Origin of the sequence: Serratia marcescens, from assembly GCF_029846115.1 — a bacterium.
Taxonomy (GTDB): Bacteria; Pseudomonadota; Gammaproteobacteria; order Enterobacterales; family Enterobacteriaceae; genus Serratia; species Serratia marcescens_L.
The window spans coordinates 1,900,791-1,919,224 of record NZ_JARVZZ010000001.1; the positions used below are offsets into that span (position 1 = coordinate 1,900,791).

19 protein-coding genes are annotated in these 18,434 nt (G+C 61.9%); 8 read left to right on the top strand and 11 right to left on the bottom strand.

What is annotated here, in order from left to right:
* Positions 1-2 precede the first annotated feature (2 nt).
* From QDT79_RS08775 to QDT79_RS08795, 5 genes are all read right to left on the bottom strand, one after another.
* Positions 3-707 carry a hypothetical protein gene (locus QDT79_RS08775; RefSeq protein ID WP_107227145.1) on the bottom strand — a complete coding sequence of 235 codons (705 nt, stop codon included), beginning with the start codon at positions 705-707 and terminating at the stop codon, positions 3-5.
* 16 nt (positions 708-723) lie between these two features.
* Positions 724-1,899 (bottom strand): hypothetical protein, encoded by a 1,176-nt coding sequence (locus tag QDT79_RS08780; protein WP_107227146.1) that lies wholly within the window; start codon positions 1,897-1,899, stop codon positions 724-726.
* On the bottom strand, positions 1,896-3,182 hold the full coding sequence (locus QDT79_RS08785; RefSeq protein WP_308316406.1) for a hypothetical protein: 1,287 nt from the start codon (positions 3,180-3,182) through the stop codon (positions 1,896-1,898). The genes QDT79_RS08780 and QDT79_RS08785 overlap by 4 nt, the downstream gene beginning before the upstream one ends.
* Positions 3,183-3,235: 53 nt before the next feature.
* Positions 3,236-3,760 (bottom strand): cytochrome b561, encoded by a 525-nt coding sequence (cybB, locus tag QDT79_RS08790; protein ID WP_079656961.1) that lies wholly within the window; start codon positions 3,758-3,760, stop codon positions 3,236-3,238.
* 230 nt (positions 3,761-3,990) lie between these two features.
* Positions 3,991-5,592, bottom strand: coding sequence for an ABC transporter substrate-binding protein (locus tag QDT79_RS08795; RefSeq protein WP_063990863.1), 1,602 nt, complete (start codon positions 5,590-5,592; stop codon positions 3,991-3,993).
* A gap of 174 nt (positions 5,593-5,766) precedes the next feature.
* On the opposite strand from QDT79_RS08795, the gene QDT79_RS08800 reads away from it, so the two are divergent.
* Entirely contained in the window at positions 5,767-6,348 is a 582-nt protein-coding gene (locus QDT79_RS08800; RefSeq protein WP_107227148.1) for a flavin reductase family protein, read from the top strand.
* Here the strand turns inward: QDT79_RS08800 and QDT79_RS08805 are convergent.
* On the bottom strand, positions 6,345-6,725 hold the full coding sequence (locus tag QDT79_RS08805; RefSeq protein ID WP_038873124.1) for a winged helix-turn-helix transcriptional regulator: 381 nt from the start codon (positions 6,723-6,725) through the stop codon (positions 6,345-6,347). The genes QDT79_RS08800 and QDT79_RS08805 overlap by 4 nt on opposite strands.
* Positions 6,726-6,809: 84 nt before the next feature.
* On the opposite strand from QDT79_RS08805, the gene QDT79_RS08810 reads away from it, so the two are divergent.
* Complete coding sequence (locus QDT79_RS08810; RefSeq protein ID WP_308316407.1) at positions 6,810-7,577, top strand: NAD(P)H-dependent oxidoreductase; 768 nt, start codon at positions 6,810-6,812, stop codon at positions 7,575-7,577.
* Here QDT79_RS08810 and QDT79_RS08815 read toward each other — a convergent pair.
* Positions 7,574-7,822 (bottom strand): hypothetical protein, encoded by a 249-nt coding sequence (locus QDT79_RS08815; RefSeq protein ID WP_019454278.1) that lies wholly within the window; start codon positions 7,820-7,822, stop codon positions 7,574-7,576. The two genes, QDT79_RS08810 and QDT79_RS08815, sit on opposite strands and share 4 nt — an antisense overlap.
* A 192-nt stretch (positions 7,823-8,014) precedes the next feature.
* On the opposite strand from QDT79_RS08815, the gene QDT79_RS08820 reads away from it, so the two are divergent.
* From QDT79_RS08820 to feaR, 3 genes are all read left to right on the top strand, one after another.
* Complete coding sequence (locus QDT79_RS08820) at positions 8,015-8,419, top strand: Exc2 family lipoprotein (protein ID WP_063990866.1); 405 nt, start codon at positions 8,015-8,017, stop codon at positions 8,417-8,419.
* A gap of 107 nt (positions 8,420-8,526) precedes the next feature.
* Entirely contained in the window at positions 8,527-9,168 is a 642-nt protein-coding gene (locus tag QDT79_RS08825) for a DsbA family protein (RefSeq protein WP_079656244.1), read from the top strand.
* Between the two features lie 138 nt (positions 9,169-9,306).
* Positions 9,307-10,206: a transcriptional regulator FeaR gene (gene feaR / locus QDT79_RS08830; protein ID WP_063990868.1), complete on the top strand. Its 900-nt coding sequence runs from the start codon at positions 9,307-9,309 to the stop codon at positions 10,204-10,206.
* Positions 10,207-10,239: 33 nt separating this feature from the next.
* Here the strand turns inward: feaR and QDT79_RS08835 are convergent, their stop codons facing one another.
* Together QDT79_RS08835 and leuE are read right to left on the bottom strand one after the other, a co-directional pair.
* Positions 10,240-11,739: an aldehyde dehydrogenase family protein gene (locus QDT79_RS08835; RefSeq protein ID WP_308316408.1), complete on the bottom strand. Its 1,500-nt coding sequence runs from the start codon at positions 11,737-11,739 to the stop codon at positions 10,240-10,242.
* 159 nt (positions 11,740-11,898) lie between these two features.
* Entirely contained in the window at positions 11,899-12,537 is a 639-nt protein-coding gene (gene leuE, locus QDT79_RS08840; RefSeq protein ID WP_107227152.1) for a leucine efflux protein LeuE, read from the bottom strand.
* Positions 12,538-12,774: 237 nt separating this feature from the next.
* Here leuE and ada point away from each other — a divergent pair, with 237 nt between their 5' ends.
* Positions 12,775-13,830: a bifunctional DNA-binding transcriptional regulator/O6-methylguanine-DNA methyltransferase Ada gene (ada, locus tag QDT79_RS08845; protein WP_063990871.1), complete on the top strand. Its 1,056-nt coding sequence runs from the start codon at positions 12,775-12,777 to the stop codon at positions 13,828-13,830.
* Positions 13,827-14,540, top strand: a complete 714-nt coding sequence (locus QDT79_RS08850; protein WP_107227153.1) for a 2OG-Fe(II) oxygenase — start codon at positions 13,827-13,829, stop codon at positions 14,538-14,540. Before ada ends, QDT79_RS08850 begins: the two co-directional genes overlap by 4 nt.
* Here the strand turns inward: QDT79_RS08850 and tehB are convergent.
* Entirely contained in the window at positions 14,535-15,398 is an 864-nt protein-coding gene (gene tehB, locus QDT79_RS08855) for an SAM-dependent methyltransferase TehB (RefSeq protein ID WP_107227154.1), read from the bottom strand. The two genes, QDT79_RS08850 and tehB, sit on opposite strands and share 6 nt — an antisense overlap.
* Positions 15,399-15,576: 178 nt before the next feature.
* Here tehB and QDT79_RS08860 point away from each other — a divergent pair, with 178 nt between their 5' ends.
* Positions 15,577-16,680: a DUF1615 domain-containing protein gene (locus QDT79_RS08860; protein ID WP_060423200.1), complete on the top strand. Its 1,104-nt coding sequence runs from the start codon at positions 15,577-15,579 to the stop codon at positions 16,678-16,680.
* Positions 16,681-16,733: 53 nt separating this feature from the next.
* On the opposite strand, the gene QDT79_RS08865 is transcribed toward QDT79_RS08860, so the two are convergent.
* On the bottom strand, positions 16,734-18,413 hold the full coding sequence (locus tag QDT79_RS08865; RefSeq protein ID WP_308316409.1) for an alpha-keto acid decarboxylase family protein: 1,680 nt from the start codon (positions 18,411-18,413) through the stop codon (positions 16,734-16,736).
* Positions 18,414-18,434 lie beyond the last annotated feature (21 nt).

Sequence of the window (18,434 nt, forward strand, 5' to 3'; positions counted from 1 at the left end):
GTTTAAGGCAGCACCCTGACTTCGCCGTTGTGCAAGGTCAGTAAGGCGATCGGGCTGCCGGAGAAGCACTCCCTAAAGATCCAGTCGCTGGGCCGAAACGCCGCCGCAGGCAGCCCGGCCTGCCACTCTTCCCACTGCGGGGTCGGCTTATCCGGCGGTAAAGAGAAAGAGACCAGCCAACCGGCTTCGCAGCGTACCCTTTGGCCGCTTGGGCGGGTAAAGGTGTGCGCGCTCGCCAGCTCCATCACCGGCGGTAAAACCTCGAAGGCGATGATCGGCACGCCGGCCACGCTTTGCGGCTGAGGAAAACGCACGGCGGTCACGCCGTCCATCGTGATAGGGCTGTCTTCGGTGCCGGGCAGGCGTGGCTCCTGGCGGTTTACCCAACTGCCTTTCGGTAGCGTCGTTTCACCGAACGGCTTTGCTTCGTCGAGCGTCAGGTAGCTGCGTTGATTCCAACGATCTTCCGCCCGCTGGCTCTTGAAATCCTGGATGACGATGCCGATAAGCATCAGCGCGCACGCCACCGGGTAGACTGCCAGCGCCGAGGCCAGCAGATAGCCGCCCCAGGAGAGCGGCGGTCGCGGGCGGCCGCAGCGGGCAGAAGCGTAGCGCCATCCCCACCAGGCGATCAGGATGCCGGTGAGCAGCAGGGCCAACAACAGCGCCAGCAGCCCCGCGGCGCCGGCGCCATAACCTAACAGCATGGCAAGTTCCTTATGTTCACGGCGTGGTGGAGCGATAGCGAACGAAGTAGGGCAGTGGCGGGGTCTCTCCGTCATCGCCATAGTGGCTTTCCGGTTCGATCACGGTCTGACGTGCGTCGTCGCGCCCGTTGTAGCGATACTCCAACGGCTGCCGGTAGCGCACGTCGGATGAGCGCAGATCGAAAATCAGCGAAAGGCGCGCATCGCCGTTATCCGTTTGGGCGACCAGCTTGTCGTTGCCCGCCCACAGCTGATACAGCGATTTATCACCGTTTTCCAACAGCACCGTCAGCTGCCCGTCAGATTGATAACGCAGAAGCTGATACAGCCCTCTGTCCAGCGTTTGCGCGATCAGGTAGATGCCGCCATCCGGAGCCTGCGCGCTTTCCTTCACGCGCACCGCGAGCCAATGCAGTTCGGCCACCTCGCCGGTTTTGCCGTTAACGGCAATATGCAAGGCGCCGGAGCCGAGCACCGGGTTCATCCAGAACAGCACGCGTTCGCCATCAACGGCGGTAAAGATCTCGGGCATGGATTTGCGCTTACCGGAGGCGTTAGCCGTCGGTGAGTCCTCCTCGCCGCGCTCAAAGCCCAGCAGCTGCCGCGCGTCCAGCTGTGCCGGCAGATCCAGCGTTTGCTGCCAATGGGTGCCAAAGTCCGGGCTGTAGAATACGCCTTCGGTGCTGATGAAATACAGCGCGCGTTTCCCCGGCAGCGCCACCAGCTTGCCGCCGATAAAGGAAGGCAGGTTGTCGTCACCCTCCGGCCAGGGGATCAGTGGCCCGATGGTGCCCCGTTGCACATCGACCAGCCTGCGCCCCTTGGACAGAAAAAGCACGCACTCCTGCTCGACGCAAACCGCATCGTAGATCAACTCGTCGAGTTGCCCCAGCATCTGCAGCCCCTTAGGGCCGGTGAATAACACCTGGCTGAGGTAGTTGGCCGCCCAGCCGTAAAAGCTATTGTAGGCCCCGCGTTCACTCCTTTTGCTGATGAGCAGCAGAGCGCCGTCCTGCGCCGGGTAGCTGTGGATGAGATCGTAACGGGCTATCGTCGGCAAGGCCTCGTCGCTCTGGGTCCATTGCCACTGTGCATAGCGTTGCTCAGGGGCGAGGAAATAGACGCCCAGCGCGCTGGCCAAAAACAGCGTCAGGATAATAAGGGGTCTTTTATAAAGCGTTAACGTCATCATTTCAGCTCCGTCACCTGTTCCTGCCGCCATAGCCTGCGGCGCAGATGGCGCAGGTATTTGAACGTCTTAAACGTGCGGTGCTGGTCAAAAGAGTAAAAGCGGCAGATCTGGGCGAAGCCCTCGATCAGCAGCGCCAGGCCGCTGACCATCAGCATCAGCAAGAGAAGAATCGGTGGCAATTCACTGCCGAGACGCTTCAGGGTCCAGGCATCCAGGTAAAAGCCCACCGGGGTATCGGCGTTATCCACCACCGCCAGGCCGAGCACAAAGCACGTCACGATCGCGCCCAAAATGAAGACAACGCGCGCGCTCAGGTTAAGGCCGGCTTCGGTGAAGTAGCGATTGCCGCCGATGAGATAGGTCTGGCGATCGCGATGGTTGATGATCCCACGCACCGTAGGGAGCTCGGGGACGGTGTCGCTCTCGCAATACAGCACCTGCAGCGGATCGCCTTTGGCGATGAAAAGCGGATGTTGCCGACGAAATACCGGATGCAGTTTGGTATTGGGGACGTTGAGCGCGCGGGTCGTCAACGCGAAGTGCGTCTCCTTCTGGCGCCACGCATAAGTGTCCAAATACTGCACCTGCCGCGGGATCTCATAGTGGCAGAGTTCGTAGCTCAGGGCGTTGACCGTCTCGATGCCGGAGGCCTCGACGCCGTCAGGGAGGGGGAACTCGGTTTGTTGCGTTGTGGGCTCTGACGCGGCCTCTGCACTGACGGCCCGGTATCTGATGCCTGGGATTTTCAGGCTGAGCGAGCCGGGCGGCGTGACGTCTTGCCCCTGCAGCACGCGATCCAGCGCCCTGAGCAGGCGCCTGCGGCCGCGGTGCGCAATCAACAGGAGCTCCGAACCGACGAACAGCACCAGGCCGATGCCGATAAGGCCGGCGATAATGGCGATAAAGAACAGGACAATAGTCAGCCAGGAATCTTCCCGGTCCATGATGAAAAAGCCCGCCGGGAAACCGCCGGCCAGCACGACGCCCAGCAGCAGCAGGGCAAAGTATTTCAGCTTGTATTTCAGCGTTCTGTCAGGCTCCAGCCGGCCTTTAGTGCCGTGCAGCAGCCAGTGCAGCCAGTAGCTGCCGTCCCGCAGGCGGTGGGCGCCGATCTTCACCCGATCGCCGGCGGCGAGCCTGGCCAGCAGATTTTCGCTGTCGCTGAAGTCGTCACGATAAAAAAAGAACGTCTGGCCGGAGGCGATGATCCTCACCAGATTATCGGGCGCCGTCTGTTGGCAGGCGCATTGTTCGACGGTCACATGAAAAAATTGGGTTTGCATGTCATTCCCTGTCGGCGGGCGTGGCCCGAAAATTCATCCCTGGCGCCGGGTATTCAGCGCTTTTTCATCAACGGCAGCATGCGCACCAACGCATTGTCCTTGACGATATAGTGGTGGAACAGCGCGGCGGCGGCATGCAGGCCGATCAGCCAGTAGCCGAATGACGCCAGCGTTTTGTGCCAGCCGATAATCATCCGCGCCTGCGGCCGATCGGCCACGTCGGCGAACGGCATCGGCAGGCCGAACAGATACCACTCCTTGCCGCCCAGATAGCGCGAGTACACCCCCAGCACCGGCAGCGTCAGCAGCAGCAGGTAAATCAGGGTGTGCGTCAGGTGCGCCAGGCCGGTTTGCCACTTCGGCGGTTTGGGCGCGATGGCGGGCGAGGGGTGGCGCCAGCGCAGGAACAGGCGGGCGATCATCAGCGCAAACACCGTTACGCCGCAGCTGAAGTGGGTGACAACCAGTACGTACCAGGGGGCGCTGCCCGGTTCGGCAAAGCCGCGCAGCTCGATGGTGACGCAGGTGATGACCAGCAGGATCGCCACCAGCCAGTGCAGGCGAATTTGCCACGGCATGTAGGTGTTCTGCACCGGGTTACCTTTTGATGTTAAAGGGTCTGTGTGCCGATGGTAACGAAATGTTACAGGCGAGGAAAGCGCCCGTGTGCAGTTTAAGCAAAATGCCAGGGGTTACACCGCTTATTAAGCTATGAATTTAGTGGGTTAAGTGCCTGGTGGCAGGGGAGGCAGCGAGCATCGTAAGTTGCGAAGTTAATGCGCCGCAGCCCTCGCCGCGGCGCCCGGGATCAGTTCAACTTGGCCTTGGCGAAATCGCTGCCGTTCACGTCCACCACATAGCCGCTCAGATTGCTGCGGGTGGCGTAGAATACTTTGCCGGTGGCCAGCGGCAGCCACGGCGCTTGTTTGGCGAAGATCACCTGCGCCTGTTGATACAGCTTGGCGCGCGCCTGCGGCTGGTTCTCCTGGATCGCCTGCTGGATCAGCCGGTCATAATCCTTATCGCACCAGCGCGCCACGTTGGCGCCGCTCTGCACCCCGGCGCAGCCGAGCAGGGTGGCGAAGTTGTCCGGATCGCCGTTGTCCGACACCCAACCGTACAGCGCGCTCTGCTGTTCGCCTTTGCGCAGCCCGGCCAGATACTGGCCCCACTCCCAGGTCACGATCTTGGCTTTCACGCCCACCTTCGCCCAGTCGCTCTGGATCATCTCGGCGATGCGCTTCGAGTTCGGGTTGTAGGGGCGCTGCACCGGCATCGACCAGATGTCGGTCTCAAAGCCCTGTTCCAGCCCGGCCTGCTTCAGCAGCTCGCGCGCCTTCTGCGGATCGTAGGCGTACTCCGGCAGTTTATCGTTGTAGCCCAGCATACCCGGCGGCAGCAGCGAGTTGGCCGGCGTGCCGCTGTCTTTGAACACTGCGGCGACGATCGCTTTCTTGTCCACCGCATAGCTCAGCGCCTGGCGCACCAGCAGGTTGTCGAACGGTTTTTTCTGGGTGTTGAACGCCAGATAACCGACGTTGAGCCCGGTAATGTCGTGCAACTGCAGATTGCCGTCGGCCCTGATGGCGGCGAACTGTTCCGGCAGCGGCGCGGGGATGATCTGGCATTCATTGGTTTTCAGCTTGGCCAGCCGGGTTTGCGGATCCGGCGTAATCGAGAAGATCAGGTGTTTGCTGGCCACTTCGCCCTGCCAGTAGTGCGGGTTGGCGATGTAGCGGATCAACGAATCCTGCTTGTACTGCTGCAGTGCGAACGGCCCGGTGCCGATCGGCCAGTTGTCGACGTATTCCGGCGTGCCCTTTTTCAGCATGGCGTCGGCGTATTCGGCGGACAGGATCGAGGCGAAATCCATCGCCCAGTCGGCGACGAAGGCGGCATTGGGCTGGCTCAGCGTGAAGCGCACGTGATGCTCGTCCACCGCTTCCACCTTGACGATCAGCTTATCCAGGCCCATGTCGGTGAAGTATTCATAGTTGCCGCCGGAGACCTTGTGATACGGGTTAGCGGGATCCTTCTGCCGCATCACGGTGAACACCACGTCTTCGGCGTTGAAATCGCGTGTTGGGGTGAAGTATTTATTGCTGTTGAATTTCACGCCCTGGCGCAGGGTAAAGGTGTAGGTCTTGCCGTCCGGGCTGACGCTCCACTCGGTGGCCAGCGAAGGGGCGGGGGTTTTATCGCTTTCGCGCAGCGTCACCAAGCGGTTGTACAGCACCTGCGAGGTGGCGATAAAGGTCGGCCCGGAGCTGGAGAGCTGCGGGTTGAACGATTCCGGCGAGGCGACAGTGCAGTACACCAGCGCATCGGAAGCGGCCAGCGCGCCGCCCGCCGACAGCAGGCCGGCGCTTGCCAGCGCCAGCGCAGCGATAGGGTGTTTTAAAAACGTCAAGGCAAGATCCTCAGGTGGAATGGGCCGTTAGCGGCGAATTGATTTAACTATAGATAACGGATGGCGAGACGGGGAACAAGCGTCTCATCTGCGCATTCTGTGCGCCCCACATTGCTTGCCTTTACGGCGTAGATCTACACTGCGGGGCAATCACTCACTCGCAAGGATTTCCCGATGAGCCACTTTCGCCCTGTCGCCCTCGAACATGCCAGCCGCCTGCTGAACCACGGCCCGACGGTATTGATCACCAGCCGCAGCCGTGACGGCGCCAAACGTAACGTGATGGCCGCCGCCTGGTCGATGCCGGTGGAGTTCAGCCCGCCGCGCATCGCCATCGTGGTGGACAAAGGGGCGCACAGCCGGCAAATGATCGAGGAGAGCGGCGCATTCGGCATTTGCGTGCCGGCAGCCATGTTCATCGACGCCACCTACGCGGTCGGCAGCGTGTCCGGGCTGGATGACGACAAGTTCGCCCGCTTCCACATCGCCGCGGCGCCGAGCGCCACCTTGCAGGTGCCATTGATCGAACAGGGCTGCGTGGCGTGGCTGGAGTGCCGCTTACTGCCGGAAAGCGGCGCGCAGGAAAAATACGACACCTGCTTCGGCGAGGTGCTGAGCGCGGCGGCGGACGAGCGGGTGTTCCAACAGGGGCGCTGGAACTTCACCGCCGCCAATGCGGAACTGCACACCCTTCATCATCTGGGGGCGGGCAACTTCGTGCGCAGCGGCGAGACGCTGCGGGCCAAACCGCTTTAATCGGCCGCGCGCTTGCGGTCTGCATCATAGCGCTCGCGGGCGGCGTCCAGCTCGGGGAAATGGTATTCCGCCCATCGGTCCAGCGCCGTCAGCGTCTCGACCAGCGAGCAGGCGACGGCGCTGAGCCGGTATTCCACATGCGCCTGATTCTTTTCACTTAAATCCAGCCGTTCGAGCAGCCCGTTGCGTTCCAGCTGGCGCAGCGTTTGCGTCAGCACCTTCTGTGAAATGCCGTCGATGCGGCGCAGCAGCTCGCCGTTGCGCATCGGCCGTTGCGCCAGCGCGGGCAGGATCAGCATCACCCACTTGCCGGAAATCAGCGCCAGCGCATCGCGCGCGGAACACTTGCTCGAATAGACGTCGCCGGGATAAGCCATGGGGGGTTACCTTCAGGTGCGTAATTGCCAAGGGGGCGATAAAGCCACAGCATAACAGCACCACCTTACAACGGGAGACACAGGATGAACGTGCTGATTGTGCTGGCTCACCCCGAGCCGCATTCTTTCAATGCCCATTTGGCCGAACAGGCGCGGCAGGCTTATCTGGCGCAAGGGCATCAGGTGAAGACGGTCGATCTGTATCAGGAGGAGTTTGATCCGCGCGAGGGCGCCGGTCATTACCCCAGCAGAAAGCAGGCGGACAGGTTCGATGCGATGCAGGAGCAGCGCCATCACTGGACGAATCAGGCGCTGCCGGCGGAAATCCGGCGGCATATCGAGCTGCTGCACTGGGCGGATACGCTGGTGCTGCAGTTCCCTTTCTGGTGGTTCGGCGCGCCGGCCATCATCAAGGGCTGGATGGATCGGGTGTTCGTTTACGGCGGGATCTACGACAGCCGCCACCGCCATGAGAACGGCGTGATGCGCGGTAAGCGGGCGCTGCTGACCGTGACCGCCGGCGCCTCCGCACAGGCCTGCGCCCCGGACGGGCGCGACGGCGATATGCGGCTGATGCTGTGGCCAATCATGCATGCGCTGCACTATATCGGCTTTAGCGTGCTGGAGCCGTTCCTGGTCTATGGCGTGCGCGGCGGGCTGACGGGAGAGGCGCTGCAGGCGCAGAACGCCGCTTTGGCGCAGGTGACGCAGGCATATCGGGATGGTTTAAGCGATCTTGCCGCCTGGCCGGCGGTGCCGTTCAACCGCAATAACGATTTTGACGCCGATCTGGCGCTGAAGCCCGACGCGCCGGTCTACAGCCCGTTCGTGCGGCACCGCGATCCGGTTTAGAACCCGGCCTTCAGCAGTTCCTCGCGCAAGTCATCGATAATCGCCGGTTCGATGTCGGGGAACTGTTGCTGGATATCGGCGATGGCTTCGGCCACGCTCGGGCCGGCGAAGGTGCCGGAGAAGGGCAGCAGCGGCAGATTGGCGTCGCTGTCCGGCAGTTCGCCGCGGATAGTGCCGGTGATCATGCCCGCTTTTTTTTCCGCCGTGAGGTCGTACTCCCCCACGTTTTTGTCGATCGGTTTCATTGGCCGCCTCGCTGTCGGTGAGTGTTTACCCTGTCTGTTAAAGCATAGTGTTTCAGGCAATGAATACCAATCAATGTATATAATATTAATATAAAACAAAGTGATGCACGATTTGTCGTTTGACGTTCACCGGGGGCCGGCGCTATGCTCGTGGCGCTAAAGGAACCTTCCTCACTGACAGGGACAGACGACATGAAAAGACTGAAAAGCGCGGCGCTGTTGTTGCCGCTGTTGGCGCTCAGCGCCTGCACTCATCACCTCAGCAGCGCCGAGCAGCATGCCAAACACTACGTTTATCAAACCCGCGACGACTTCGATCCGCAATTCCGCACCGATGTGAACGGCAGCATTAAAAACGCCGTGCCGATGTTCGAACAGTTCTACCAGCAGGGGAAAAAGGACCGTGTAGCGGGCGTGGCGCGCAGCGAGGCGCAGAAAAAGGCCGATTACCTGGCCAGCCCGGAATTCCAGCAGAACATGGAACACAAAACCATTTTCATCAATCGCGCCTACAGCGGTTCCGACAATCCTAAACGCCGCCAGGTGCTGTCGCAGGAAGCGGTGGGCGCCTATTGGGACGGTTACGAAGGCCGTTGACTGAATCCCACATAAACAGAAGGTAATAAACACTGGCCTTCTGCCGGTTATTTGATTATAAAAACCGCCGCTAAGGATGATGTTCATAATCGAAACCAGGAGTGTTTATGTTGGCAAACGTTAAGCGTTCGTTCGCCGCCGCCGTCGTATTGATGTTGGCGTTGCCCGCGGCCCAGGCCGCGGATTACCGTGCGGGCGAGCAATATACCCGGCTGGATAAACCGGTGGCCACCGCGCCGGCGGTGGTGGAGTTTTTCTCCTTCTACTGTGGCCCTTGCTATCAGTTCGCCGAAACCTACCGCGTAGGCAGCACCGTGGCGCAGGCGCTGCCCGCCGGCGAAAAGGTTACGAAGTATCACGTCAGCCTGATGGGCAAACTGGGCAATGAGCTGACCGAAGCCTGGGCGGTGGCGACGGTGCTGGGCGTAGAAGACAAGATTGAAGGGGCGATGTTCGACGCGGTGCAGAAACAGCGCGCCGTCAATAGCGCCGAAGATATTCAGCGGGTGTTCACGGCGGCCGGCATCGATGCCGCCACCTATGAAAACGCGCGCCACAGCCTGCTGGTCAAAGGGTTGATCGCCAAGCAGAACGAAGCGGTAAAGGCGTTCGAGGTGCGCGGCACCCCGTCGTTCTACGTGGCTGGCAAATACAAGATAGACAATGCCGGCATGGCCAGCACCAGCGTCGAAGGCTACGCCAAAGAGTACGCGGCGGTGGTGCGCTACCTGTTGGATACGCAGCCTTAAGGCGATTCCTCCCCGGCGCCCGATGATCTGTGATCGCGGCGCCAAATCCCCGGCTCGCCATTGATTGTGTGTTAACGGATTGTTATGGTGGTTTTCTGTTCAACGGCGCAGCACCGCTGCTGTTTGAAGGGAGAGATCATGACGGTATTGGCAACGCTCCGGGACGTCGGCTTCGAAGAGTGGCTGGGGAAAATCAACACCGCCTGTGGCAGATTCTGCGCGAAAACGCTGGGGCCGGGCTTCAGCGGGGCGATGCAGGAGTTTCGCGCCCATGCCCTGCGCCTGAGCGTGGTCGACGTGTCTCAGGCCCGGCTGTACCGCACGCCGCGCGAGATCGCCCGCAGTGACGGCGCGCACTTTTTTACCGTCTTCCAGCTGCGCGGCAGCGCGTTGATGGAGCAGGGCGATCGCCAGACGGTGCTCTCTCCCGGCGATGTCACGCTGATCGACGCCTCACGGCCCAGCAGCTTTACCTTCCAGCGCGATTCGCGCCAAATCTCCCTGTTGTTGCCGCGCGGTTGCCTGCCGGTCCCGCCGCCTTGTGCCCAGCGTCTCGGAGCAGAGCTCAGCGCGGTGCGCCTCAGCCGCCAGCTGGTGCTGAGCAGCATGCAGGATCCTCAGCTCGCCGCGGCGGAAAGCGAGGCGGTGCTGAATGCGCTGGCGGCGCTGCTGCGCCCGGCGCTGGCGCTCGAACAGACGCGCCCGGAGGGGCTACAGCCGGTTTTCGACAAGGCACTGGCGTTGATCGACAGGCATATTCAGTCGGCGCAGCTGCGCCCGGAATGGGTGGCGGCCGAGTTGGGGGTGTCACTGCGCAGCCTGTATCGGCTGTTTGCCCGTCAGGGGCTGGTGGTGGCGCAGTACATCCGGAACCGCAGGCTGGATCTGTGCGCGCAGGCGCTGCGCAGCGCCGCCGGGCAGGAGAAGCTGGCCGGAGTCGGCCTCGACTGGGGTTTTGCCGATCACAGCCATTTCTCGACCGCTTTCAAGCAGCGTTTCGGCATGTCGCCGAGCGAGTACCGTCGGCAGTATCAGTAAGTCAGGGCGCGGGCCCGGCCCGCGCCGCTTCACTCAATAGCGGATGCAGACCGATTTCGATTCGGTGTAAGCGTCCAGCCAATCCGGGCCGAAATCACGGCCGCTGCCCGACTGTTTGAACCCGCCGAACGGCATGTTCGGGTCGATCAGCGTATGGGTGTTGACCCACACGGTGCCGGCCTGAATGCGCGGCGTCAGCGCCATCGCCTGCTGCAGGCTGGTGGTCCACAGGCTGGCGGTCAGCCCGAAGTCGGTGTCGTTGGCCTTGCTCAGCGCCTCCTCGGCGCTCGCCACCCGAATCAGGTTGACCACCGGGCCGAACACTTCCTCGCGCGTCAGGTTCAGCCGATCGTCCGGGTTGATTACCAGCGTTGGCGGAATGTAGAAGCCGTTGGCGTCCGGCCCGGCCGCGCCGCTGATAAGCTCGGCGTTTTTCGCCCGGGCGTCGTCCAGGTAGGCCGCCACCTTGTCGCGGTGCGCGAGCGACACCAGCGGGTTGATTTGCGCGCCGGTATCCATCCCCGGCCCGACCGACAGCGATTTCACCGCCTGTTCGAATCCGGCCACCAGTTGGTCATAAATCGGCGCTTCGATATAAATTCGCGAGCTGGCGGCACACACCTGCCCCTGGTTGAGGAAGCTGCCGAGCATCAGGCCTTCGATCACCTGCTGCGGATCGGCGTCTTTCAGCACGATGGCCGGGTTTTTACCGCCCAGCTCCAGCGTCACGCGGGTCAGGCGATCCGCAGCCGCGCGCGCGATGCTTTTGCCCACCGGCGTGGAGCCGGTAAAGCTGACCTTGGCGATCAGCGGATGTTCGGTCAGCGCCTTGCCGCACACGGTGCCGCGGCCGGTGACCACGTTGAACACGCCTGGCGGCACGCCGGCTTCGCTCGCCAGTTCGGCGATGCGCAACAGGGTGAGCGGGGTGGTTTCCGACGGCTTGATGACGATGGAGCAGCCCGCGGCCAGCGCCGGCATCACTTTCCACATGCCGATCATCAGCGGGAAGTTCCAGGGCACGATGCCGGCGACCACGCCGATCGGCTCTTTGCGGGTATAAACCTGATATTTGGCGCCCGGCGGCATCGGAATGGAGACGTCCAGCGTTTGACCGGTGATTTTGGTCGCCAGCCCGGCGGTGTAGCGCATCCAGTTCAGGGTGCTGCCGACTTCGAAAGCACGGGCGATGTTGATGGATTTGCCCTGCTCCAGGGTTTCCAGCTGCGCCAGCTCCTCGGCGTGCTGTTCCACCAGATCGGCGAAGCGCAGCAGGATGCGTTCGCGCTCTACCGGCAGACGCTGCGCCCAGACGCCTTGGCTGAAGGCTTTGTGGGCGGACTGCACCGCCAGCGCGACGTCGTGTTCGTTGGCGTCGGCGGTGGTGGCGATCTGCTGCCCATTGGCGGGGTTATACACCGCCAGGCGGCCTTCCGCGGCGGACGCGCGCCACTGGCCATCGATATACAGCTCATGCTGACGATCGAGAAAACGCGACACGTTATCCAGCACGGCTACGGTATTGTCAGACATACATCCTCCGATCAGGCTCATCAGGTTATCGTTAACCCTGCAAGTCTAGATCAGCGGGAAAGCGGCGGCTTTGGTCTGCCTGACATTCGGTTTGCCCTGCGTGTCATTTTGCCGTGACGGAAGGGTAAACCGCGGCCGGCGGGTGCCGGCCGGGAGGGATCACGAGCTCAGGGTCGCCAGACGGGTGGCGAAACCGAGGAACAGCAGGCCGATCAGGCCGTTGCCGAGCTTCGCCAGGCCTTTCTTGTGATTGAAGAAATGCGCCAACATTGCGCCAGAGAAGATCAGCGTGCTCATGTAGATAAAGCTGACGGATTCGAGGATCAGCGCCAGAATGGTGAACGACAGCCCGGTGTGCGCGTAGTTGAAGTCGATGAACTGCACGAAGAACGACACGTAAAACAGGATAGCTTTCGGGTTGGTCAGGCTCAGCGTCAGCGACTTGCGCAGAATGCTGTGGCCGCCCTCAATCTGCTGCTGTTGCGCCTGCGCCTTCTGCACGAAGGTGGCGAAGAGAATTTTTGCGCCGAGGAACAGCAGGTAAATCGCGCCGAGAAAACGCACCAGGGTAAACAGGAACGGCGTGGTGCGGATCAGCGAAGCCACGCCGATATAGGCGCAGAAGATCAGGATCGCATCGCCGATGAACACGCCCAGCGCTGCGGTATAGCCGGCACGCACGCCGCGCGATACGCCGGTTTTCAGCACGTACAGCGTATTCGGCCCCGGCAGAATGATGATGAAGACCACCCCGGCCAAATAGGTCCATAAATTCAGGACGCCAAAACTCTCTAACACAATAACCTCTCCATGCGCGCAACTAACAGGCAAAAACACTGGCCACGCCCGTGGCCGGCCGCGATCCTAACGCTGTGCAACCGGGTTGGCAACGTAATAAACTTCATGTTGTTGGTTAAAAATTGTCGAAACATTGTTGAAAACGTCGGCGCTGAATTAAAAAGCAAGAGTCGGCGTGTTTCGCCAACGGCCCGTCACTATGCTGGTTAACATCGAAACCCCAGTGAGGAACGGATGATGAAAAACGTAATCGACAGCGCCGATCCGCGCTGGCTGGCGATCGTCAGCCGCGACAAACACGCCGACGGCCGCTTTATCTACGCGGTGAAAACCACCGGTGTGTATTGCTCGCCTTCTTGCCCGTCACGCCAGCCGAACCGGCAAAACGTGGAGCTGTTCGACGACGCCGAGCAGGCGGAGGCGGCGGGTTATCGGCCCTGCAAACGCTGCCGCCAGGGGCTGACGCCGTTGACGGAGCAGCATGCGCGGCAGATAGCCGAGGCCTGCCGCTATATCGAACGGGCGGAGAAAGCGCCGTCGCTGCAGACGCTGGCGCGCCACGTCGGGTTGAGCCAATACCATTTCCACCGGCTGTTCAAAGCGATCACCGGCCTGACGCCGAAAGGCTATGCCGACGCGCAGCGCGGCCAACGGCTGCGCACCGGTCTTACGCAGCAGGATACGGTGACCGACGCGATCTTCGACGCCGGCTATGGCGCCAACGGCCGCTTCTACCAGCAAGCCAACGCCGCGCTGGGCATGACGCCGAAGGCCTACCGGGCGGGCGGCAAAGGTATGCGCATCCATTTCGCCGTCGGGCGCTGTTCGCTGGGCGAGATCCTGGCGGCACAGAGCGAGGTGGGCATCTGCGCCATTTTGCTGGGGGACGATGCGCAGCGGTTGGTGCAGGATCTGCAGGACAAGTTTCCCAATGCCGAGCTGATCGGCGGCGACGCGCAGTATGAAGCGCTGATGGCGCAGGTGGTGGGGCTGATTGAAGCGCCGGAGAACGGGTTGGCGCTGCCGCTGGATATTCGCGGCACCGCGTTTCAGCAGCGGGTCTGGCAGGCGCTGCAGACGATACCGGTCGGCGAAACCGTCAGCTATGCCGATATCGCTCGGCGCATCGGCGCGCCCAAAGCGGTGCGCGCGGTGGCCGGCGCCTGCGCCGCCAACGTGCTGGCGGTGGCGATCCCCTGTCACCGGGTGGTGCGTAACGACGGCGCCTTGTCCGGCTATCGCTGGGGCGTCGAACGCAAGCAAGCCTTGCTGGAAAAAGAGGCGCAGCGATGAGCGGCCCGCTGGCGGCGCGGCTGGCCGAATTGGACTGGGCGGCGATTGAACGCGAACTCGATGCGCAGGGCTGCGCGCGGTTGCCAGGCATGCTCACCCAAGACCTGTGCCGCGAGCTGGCGGCGCTCTACCCGCACGATGCGTATTTCCGCAGCCGCATCGTGATGGCGAAGCACGGTTTTGGCCGCGGCGAGTACCGGTATTTCGCCTATCCGCTGCCGCTTCCGGTGGCCGAGGTGCGCAGCCTGATGTATGCACGGCTGGCGCCGGTGGCCAACCGCTGGAACACTTTGTTGGGCCTGGCGGCGCGCTATCCCGCCGAACACGAGGCCTACCTGGCCGAATGCCACCGGGCTGGCCAACGGCGGCCGACGCCGCTGCTGTTGCGTTACGAAGCCGGAGATTACAACTGCCTGCATCAGGATCTGTACGGCGAGCGGGTGTTTCCGCTGCAGGTGGCGTTTTTACTTTCCGCCCCCGAACGGGATTTCACCGGCGGCGAATTCGTGTTGACCGAACAACGGCCGCGGATGCAGAGCCGGCCGGAAGTGGTGCCGCTGCAGCAGGGCGACGCGGTGGTGTTCGCCGTGCATCATCGGCCGGTGGCGGGAGTGAAAGGCTACTATCGGGTCAATCTGCGCCACGGCGTCAGCCGGATACACGCCGGCCAACGCCACACGCTGGGGGTGATCTTTCACGACGCGCTATAGCTTGCGCGCCAGCAGGGTGGCGAAGCGCAGCGAGATACGGTTGCCGGCGGCGTCGGTCTTGTGCAACTGGCCGACGTCCTCGTTGTATTTGAGGATCTCCCAGTCGCGATAATAGCGTTTCAGCTCACCCGGGCTGAAGGTGAACGGAAACGGCAGCGGGCAGGGATAATCCTCGGTATCCATCGCCGCCACGATCAGGTTATGGCCGCCGCGCACGGTGCTGTCCTGCATGTTTTGCACGATATGCGGAATTTGCTGGCGTTCGAGAAACATCATCACCACGGTGGACAGGATGAAGTTGTATTCGCCGCTGAAGCGGTGGGTATTGAGATCCTGCACTCCGGCGCTTAGGCGGGTCAGCTGCTCGGCGTCGATGATTTGATTGAGGCGGTCTATCGACGGCGCGTGCTTGTCCCAGGCGGTGACGTCGAAACCTTTCAGATTGAGATAGAGCGAATTGCGGCCGCCGCCGCAGCCCAGATCCAGCGCCTTGCCCGGCGCGATGCGCACTGCCGCCTCGATCACTTCGGAGTGGGTGCGCGTCAGTTCGTATTTCTTGTGGTAGTAATCTTCCGGCGTGCAGTAAAACGCCAGCCGGCAGGTCATGTCGTCCGAGAAGGAAACGATGCGGTGCCACTGCTGCGGTGCGATAAACGGCGGCTGGCTTTCGGGGCTGAATTGCCAGGTCTCGGTGGTGGCACCGTCCTCGGTCATCATGGCGAACGTCAGGCTGCCGCTCAGGACGGTGAGCTTCGCCCAGGTGCCGCTCTGGGTGTTGTGGCGCTGGCGGAAGGCCTCCGGCAGCGTGTCGCTGTTCCATTCCGGCAGGGTTTTGTAGCAAAGCAGCTGCTGCTCCATAAGGGGCTCCTCTGGCTGGGCAAGCAAAGTGATTTATATGATGTATATAAAATACATCTTTATGGGGCGTTTGAACATAGCGGCCTGACGGGAAGGCGCGGCGATATCTTTATACTGGATTGTGCGCGGCGGCTGGGCTAATTTCAGTGCTGTTCATGTCATCACGTTCAGGGAAAAGATGCCGATACCTCGTTTATTTCACCCGACGCCCTTCCGTTGGCTGAGCCTGGCCGCGCTGCTGGCGCTGGCGGGCTGTACCAGTAAAACCCCCACCACGGCGCCGGCGGCGCGCCCCGCCGACGTCAAAGCCCGACTGATGACGCTGATCCCGGCCAACGCCGGCGATCGTCAGGGCTGGGCTACCGATATTACCGCCGCCTTCGCCGCGCAGGGCATCGAGCCGAGCGATGAGAACCTGTGTTCGGTGCTGGCGGTGACCGAACAGGAGTCGACGTTCCAGGCCAACCCGCAGGTGCCGGGGCTGCCGAAGATCGCCTGGAAGGAGATCGATCGCCGTGCCGATCAGATGCACATCCCGAACTTTTTGGTGCACACCGCGTTGAAGATCTCGTCGTCGAACGGGAAGAGCTACAGCGAGCGGTTGGATAAGGTGCGTACCGAGAAGGATCTGAGCGATATCTTCGATGACATGATCGACCGCGTGCCGATGGGGCAGAAGCTGTTCGGGCATTTAAACCCGGTACATACCGGCGGCCCGATGCAGGTGAGCGTCGCCTTCGCCGAGGCGCACGCCAAAGGGTACCCTTATCCGATCGACGGCTCGATTCGCCGCGAAGTCTTCAGCCGGCGCGGTGGCATGTACTTCGGCATTATGCATTTGCTGGGGTATCCGGTCGATTACAGCCGGCCGATTTATCGCTTTGCCGACTTCAACGCCGGCTGGTACGCCAGCCGCAACGCGGCGTTCCAAAACGCGGTCAGCCGGGCGAGCGCGATTCCGCTGGCGCTGGACGGCGACCTGATCGATTTCGGCAGCGACAAGCCCGGCTCGACCGAGCTGGCGGTGCGCACGCTCGGCAAGCGCCTGAACATGAGCGACAGCGCCATTCGCCGGGCGCTCGAGAAAGGCGACACGGCCGGCTTTGCCGACACCGACCTGTATAAGAAGGTCTACGCGCTGGCGGGCGGCAAGCTGCCGCGTGAGATGCTGCCGGGTATCCAGCTGGAGAGCCCGAAAATCACCCGCAAGCTGACCACCGCCTGGTTCGCCAAGCGGGTGGACGAACGCCGCCAGCGTTGCATGGCGCGCGCCGGCGGGTAACGACATAAAAAAATGCCGCCGGTGGCCTGAACCACCGGCGGCGCGGTAGCGCCTCAGGCGCTGCGGCGTGGGTTGGTCAGGCCGAAGTTAAAGCTGTTGCAGCGGTTGCAGAACTCTTTCATCACCGGCGGCGTGTCCATCATCGGCACTTTCACCTCGATAAACGCCAGCCGATCCTGCCGCGAGGCGCGTTCCAGGGCCATTTCCAGCTGCTGCGTGGTCTCCACCGCCACGCTGAACGGCTGCGCCTGAGTATTCAGCACCGCCGGCAGTTTGGCGTAGTCCCACGGGCCGATGTCGTTGTAGGACGAGTTTTCGCCGAGGATATAACGCTCGATGGTGTAGCCGTCGTTGTTGATCAGGAAGATGATCGGCTTTTGCTCGCAGCGCAGCAGGGTAGACACTTCCTGCGCGGTGAGCTGGAAGGAGCCGTCACCGATGAACAGCAGATGCCGGCGCTCCGGCGCCGCCATCAGGGTGCCGAGCAGCGCCGGCAGGGTATAGCCGATCGAACCCCAGATCGGTTGGTTGACCACCTTGACGCCGCCGGGCATGCGCATGCCGCCGATGGCGGCGCCCGAGGTGCCGTTTTCCACCACCACCACGTCATCTGCCCGGATAAATCGCTGGATCCGTTGCCACAGATAGGCCTGGTCGATGGGGGTATCGCTCGGCGTCGCCAGCTTCTCTCGTGGATCGGGCAGCGGCGCCAGGGGCTGTACCGGCGCGTCTTCACTCAGATCCAGCAGCGCCTGCAGCAGATCCGCCGCCGCCACCGCCGGGTAGGAGGTGTTGTCCAGCTTCAGCGAGAACGGCTGGATATCCACCTGAGCGGCGGCGGGAATTTGCTGCGAGAAATAGCCGGTGGTGGAGTCCACCAGACGCACGCCGAAGCTCAGCACGCAGTCCGAGTGGGCCATGCGTTCATACAGTTCGGGGCGCGACAGGTTGCCGCTGTAGCCGCCCATCCAACCGGCGGTATCTTCCGGAATAATGCATTTGGCGGTCGGCATATTGGTCAGCGGAATGGCAAAGCGATGAGCGACCTCGATAACCCGCTGCTGCAGCTGATAGCGATCCACCATTTGGTCGATCAACATGATCGGGCGCTGTGCGCGTTTTATTTTGGTTAACAGCGCCATCGCCGCTAATTGCACATTGTATTTATCGCTGGCCGGCAACTGCGGCGCCGCTGCGGCTGCGGTGATTTCAATTTCGACGTCGCAAATATCGGAAGGCAGCTGTAAATAGACCGGTTTCTTCTCTATCCAGGCGCGGGAAATAACGCGCGGAATTTCCTGCGCGGCATTTTCCGGCGTAATCAAGGCTTGAGCAACGGTGAATTGTTTAAAACAGTTCATGACGTTGTCGAAATTGCCGTCGCCTAGGGTATGGTGCAATAGCTGATGATTCTTCATCGCGTGCAGCGGCGGCGTGCCGGCAATGCAGATCACCGGCGAAGATTCGGCATAGGCACCGGCGATGCCGGACAGCGCGGCCAGATCGCCAACGCCGTAGGTGACGATCAGCGCGCCGGCGCCTTTCATTCGGGCGTAGCCGTCGGCGGCGTAGGAGGCGTTCAATTCATTGCAGTTGCCGATAAACGCCAATCGGTCGTCGCTTTCCAGCAGCTCCAGCAGGCTGAGGTTATAGTCGCCGGGCACGCCGTAAATACGATCGACCTTCAGGGCGTGCAGCTGTTGCAGAATGAATGACCCGATAGTTATTTTCATTGATTGCTCCGGATTATTTAT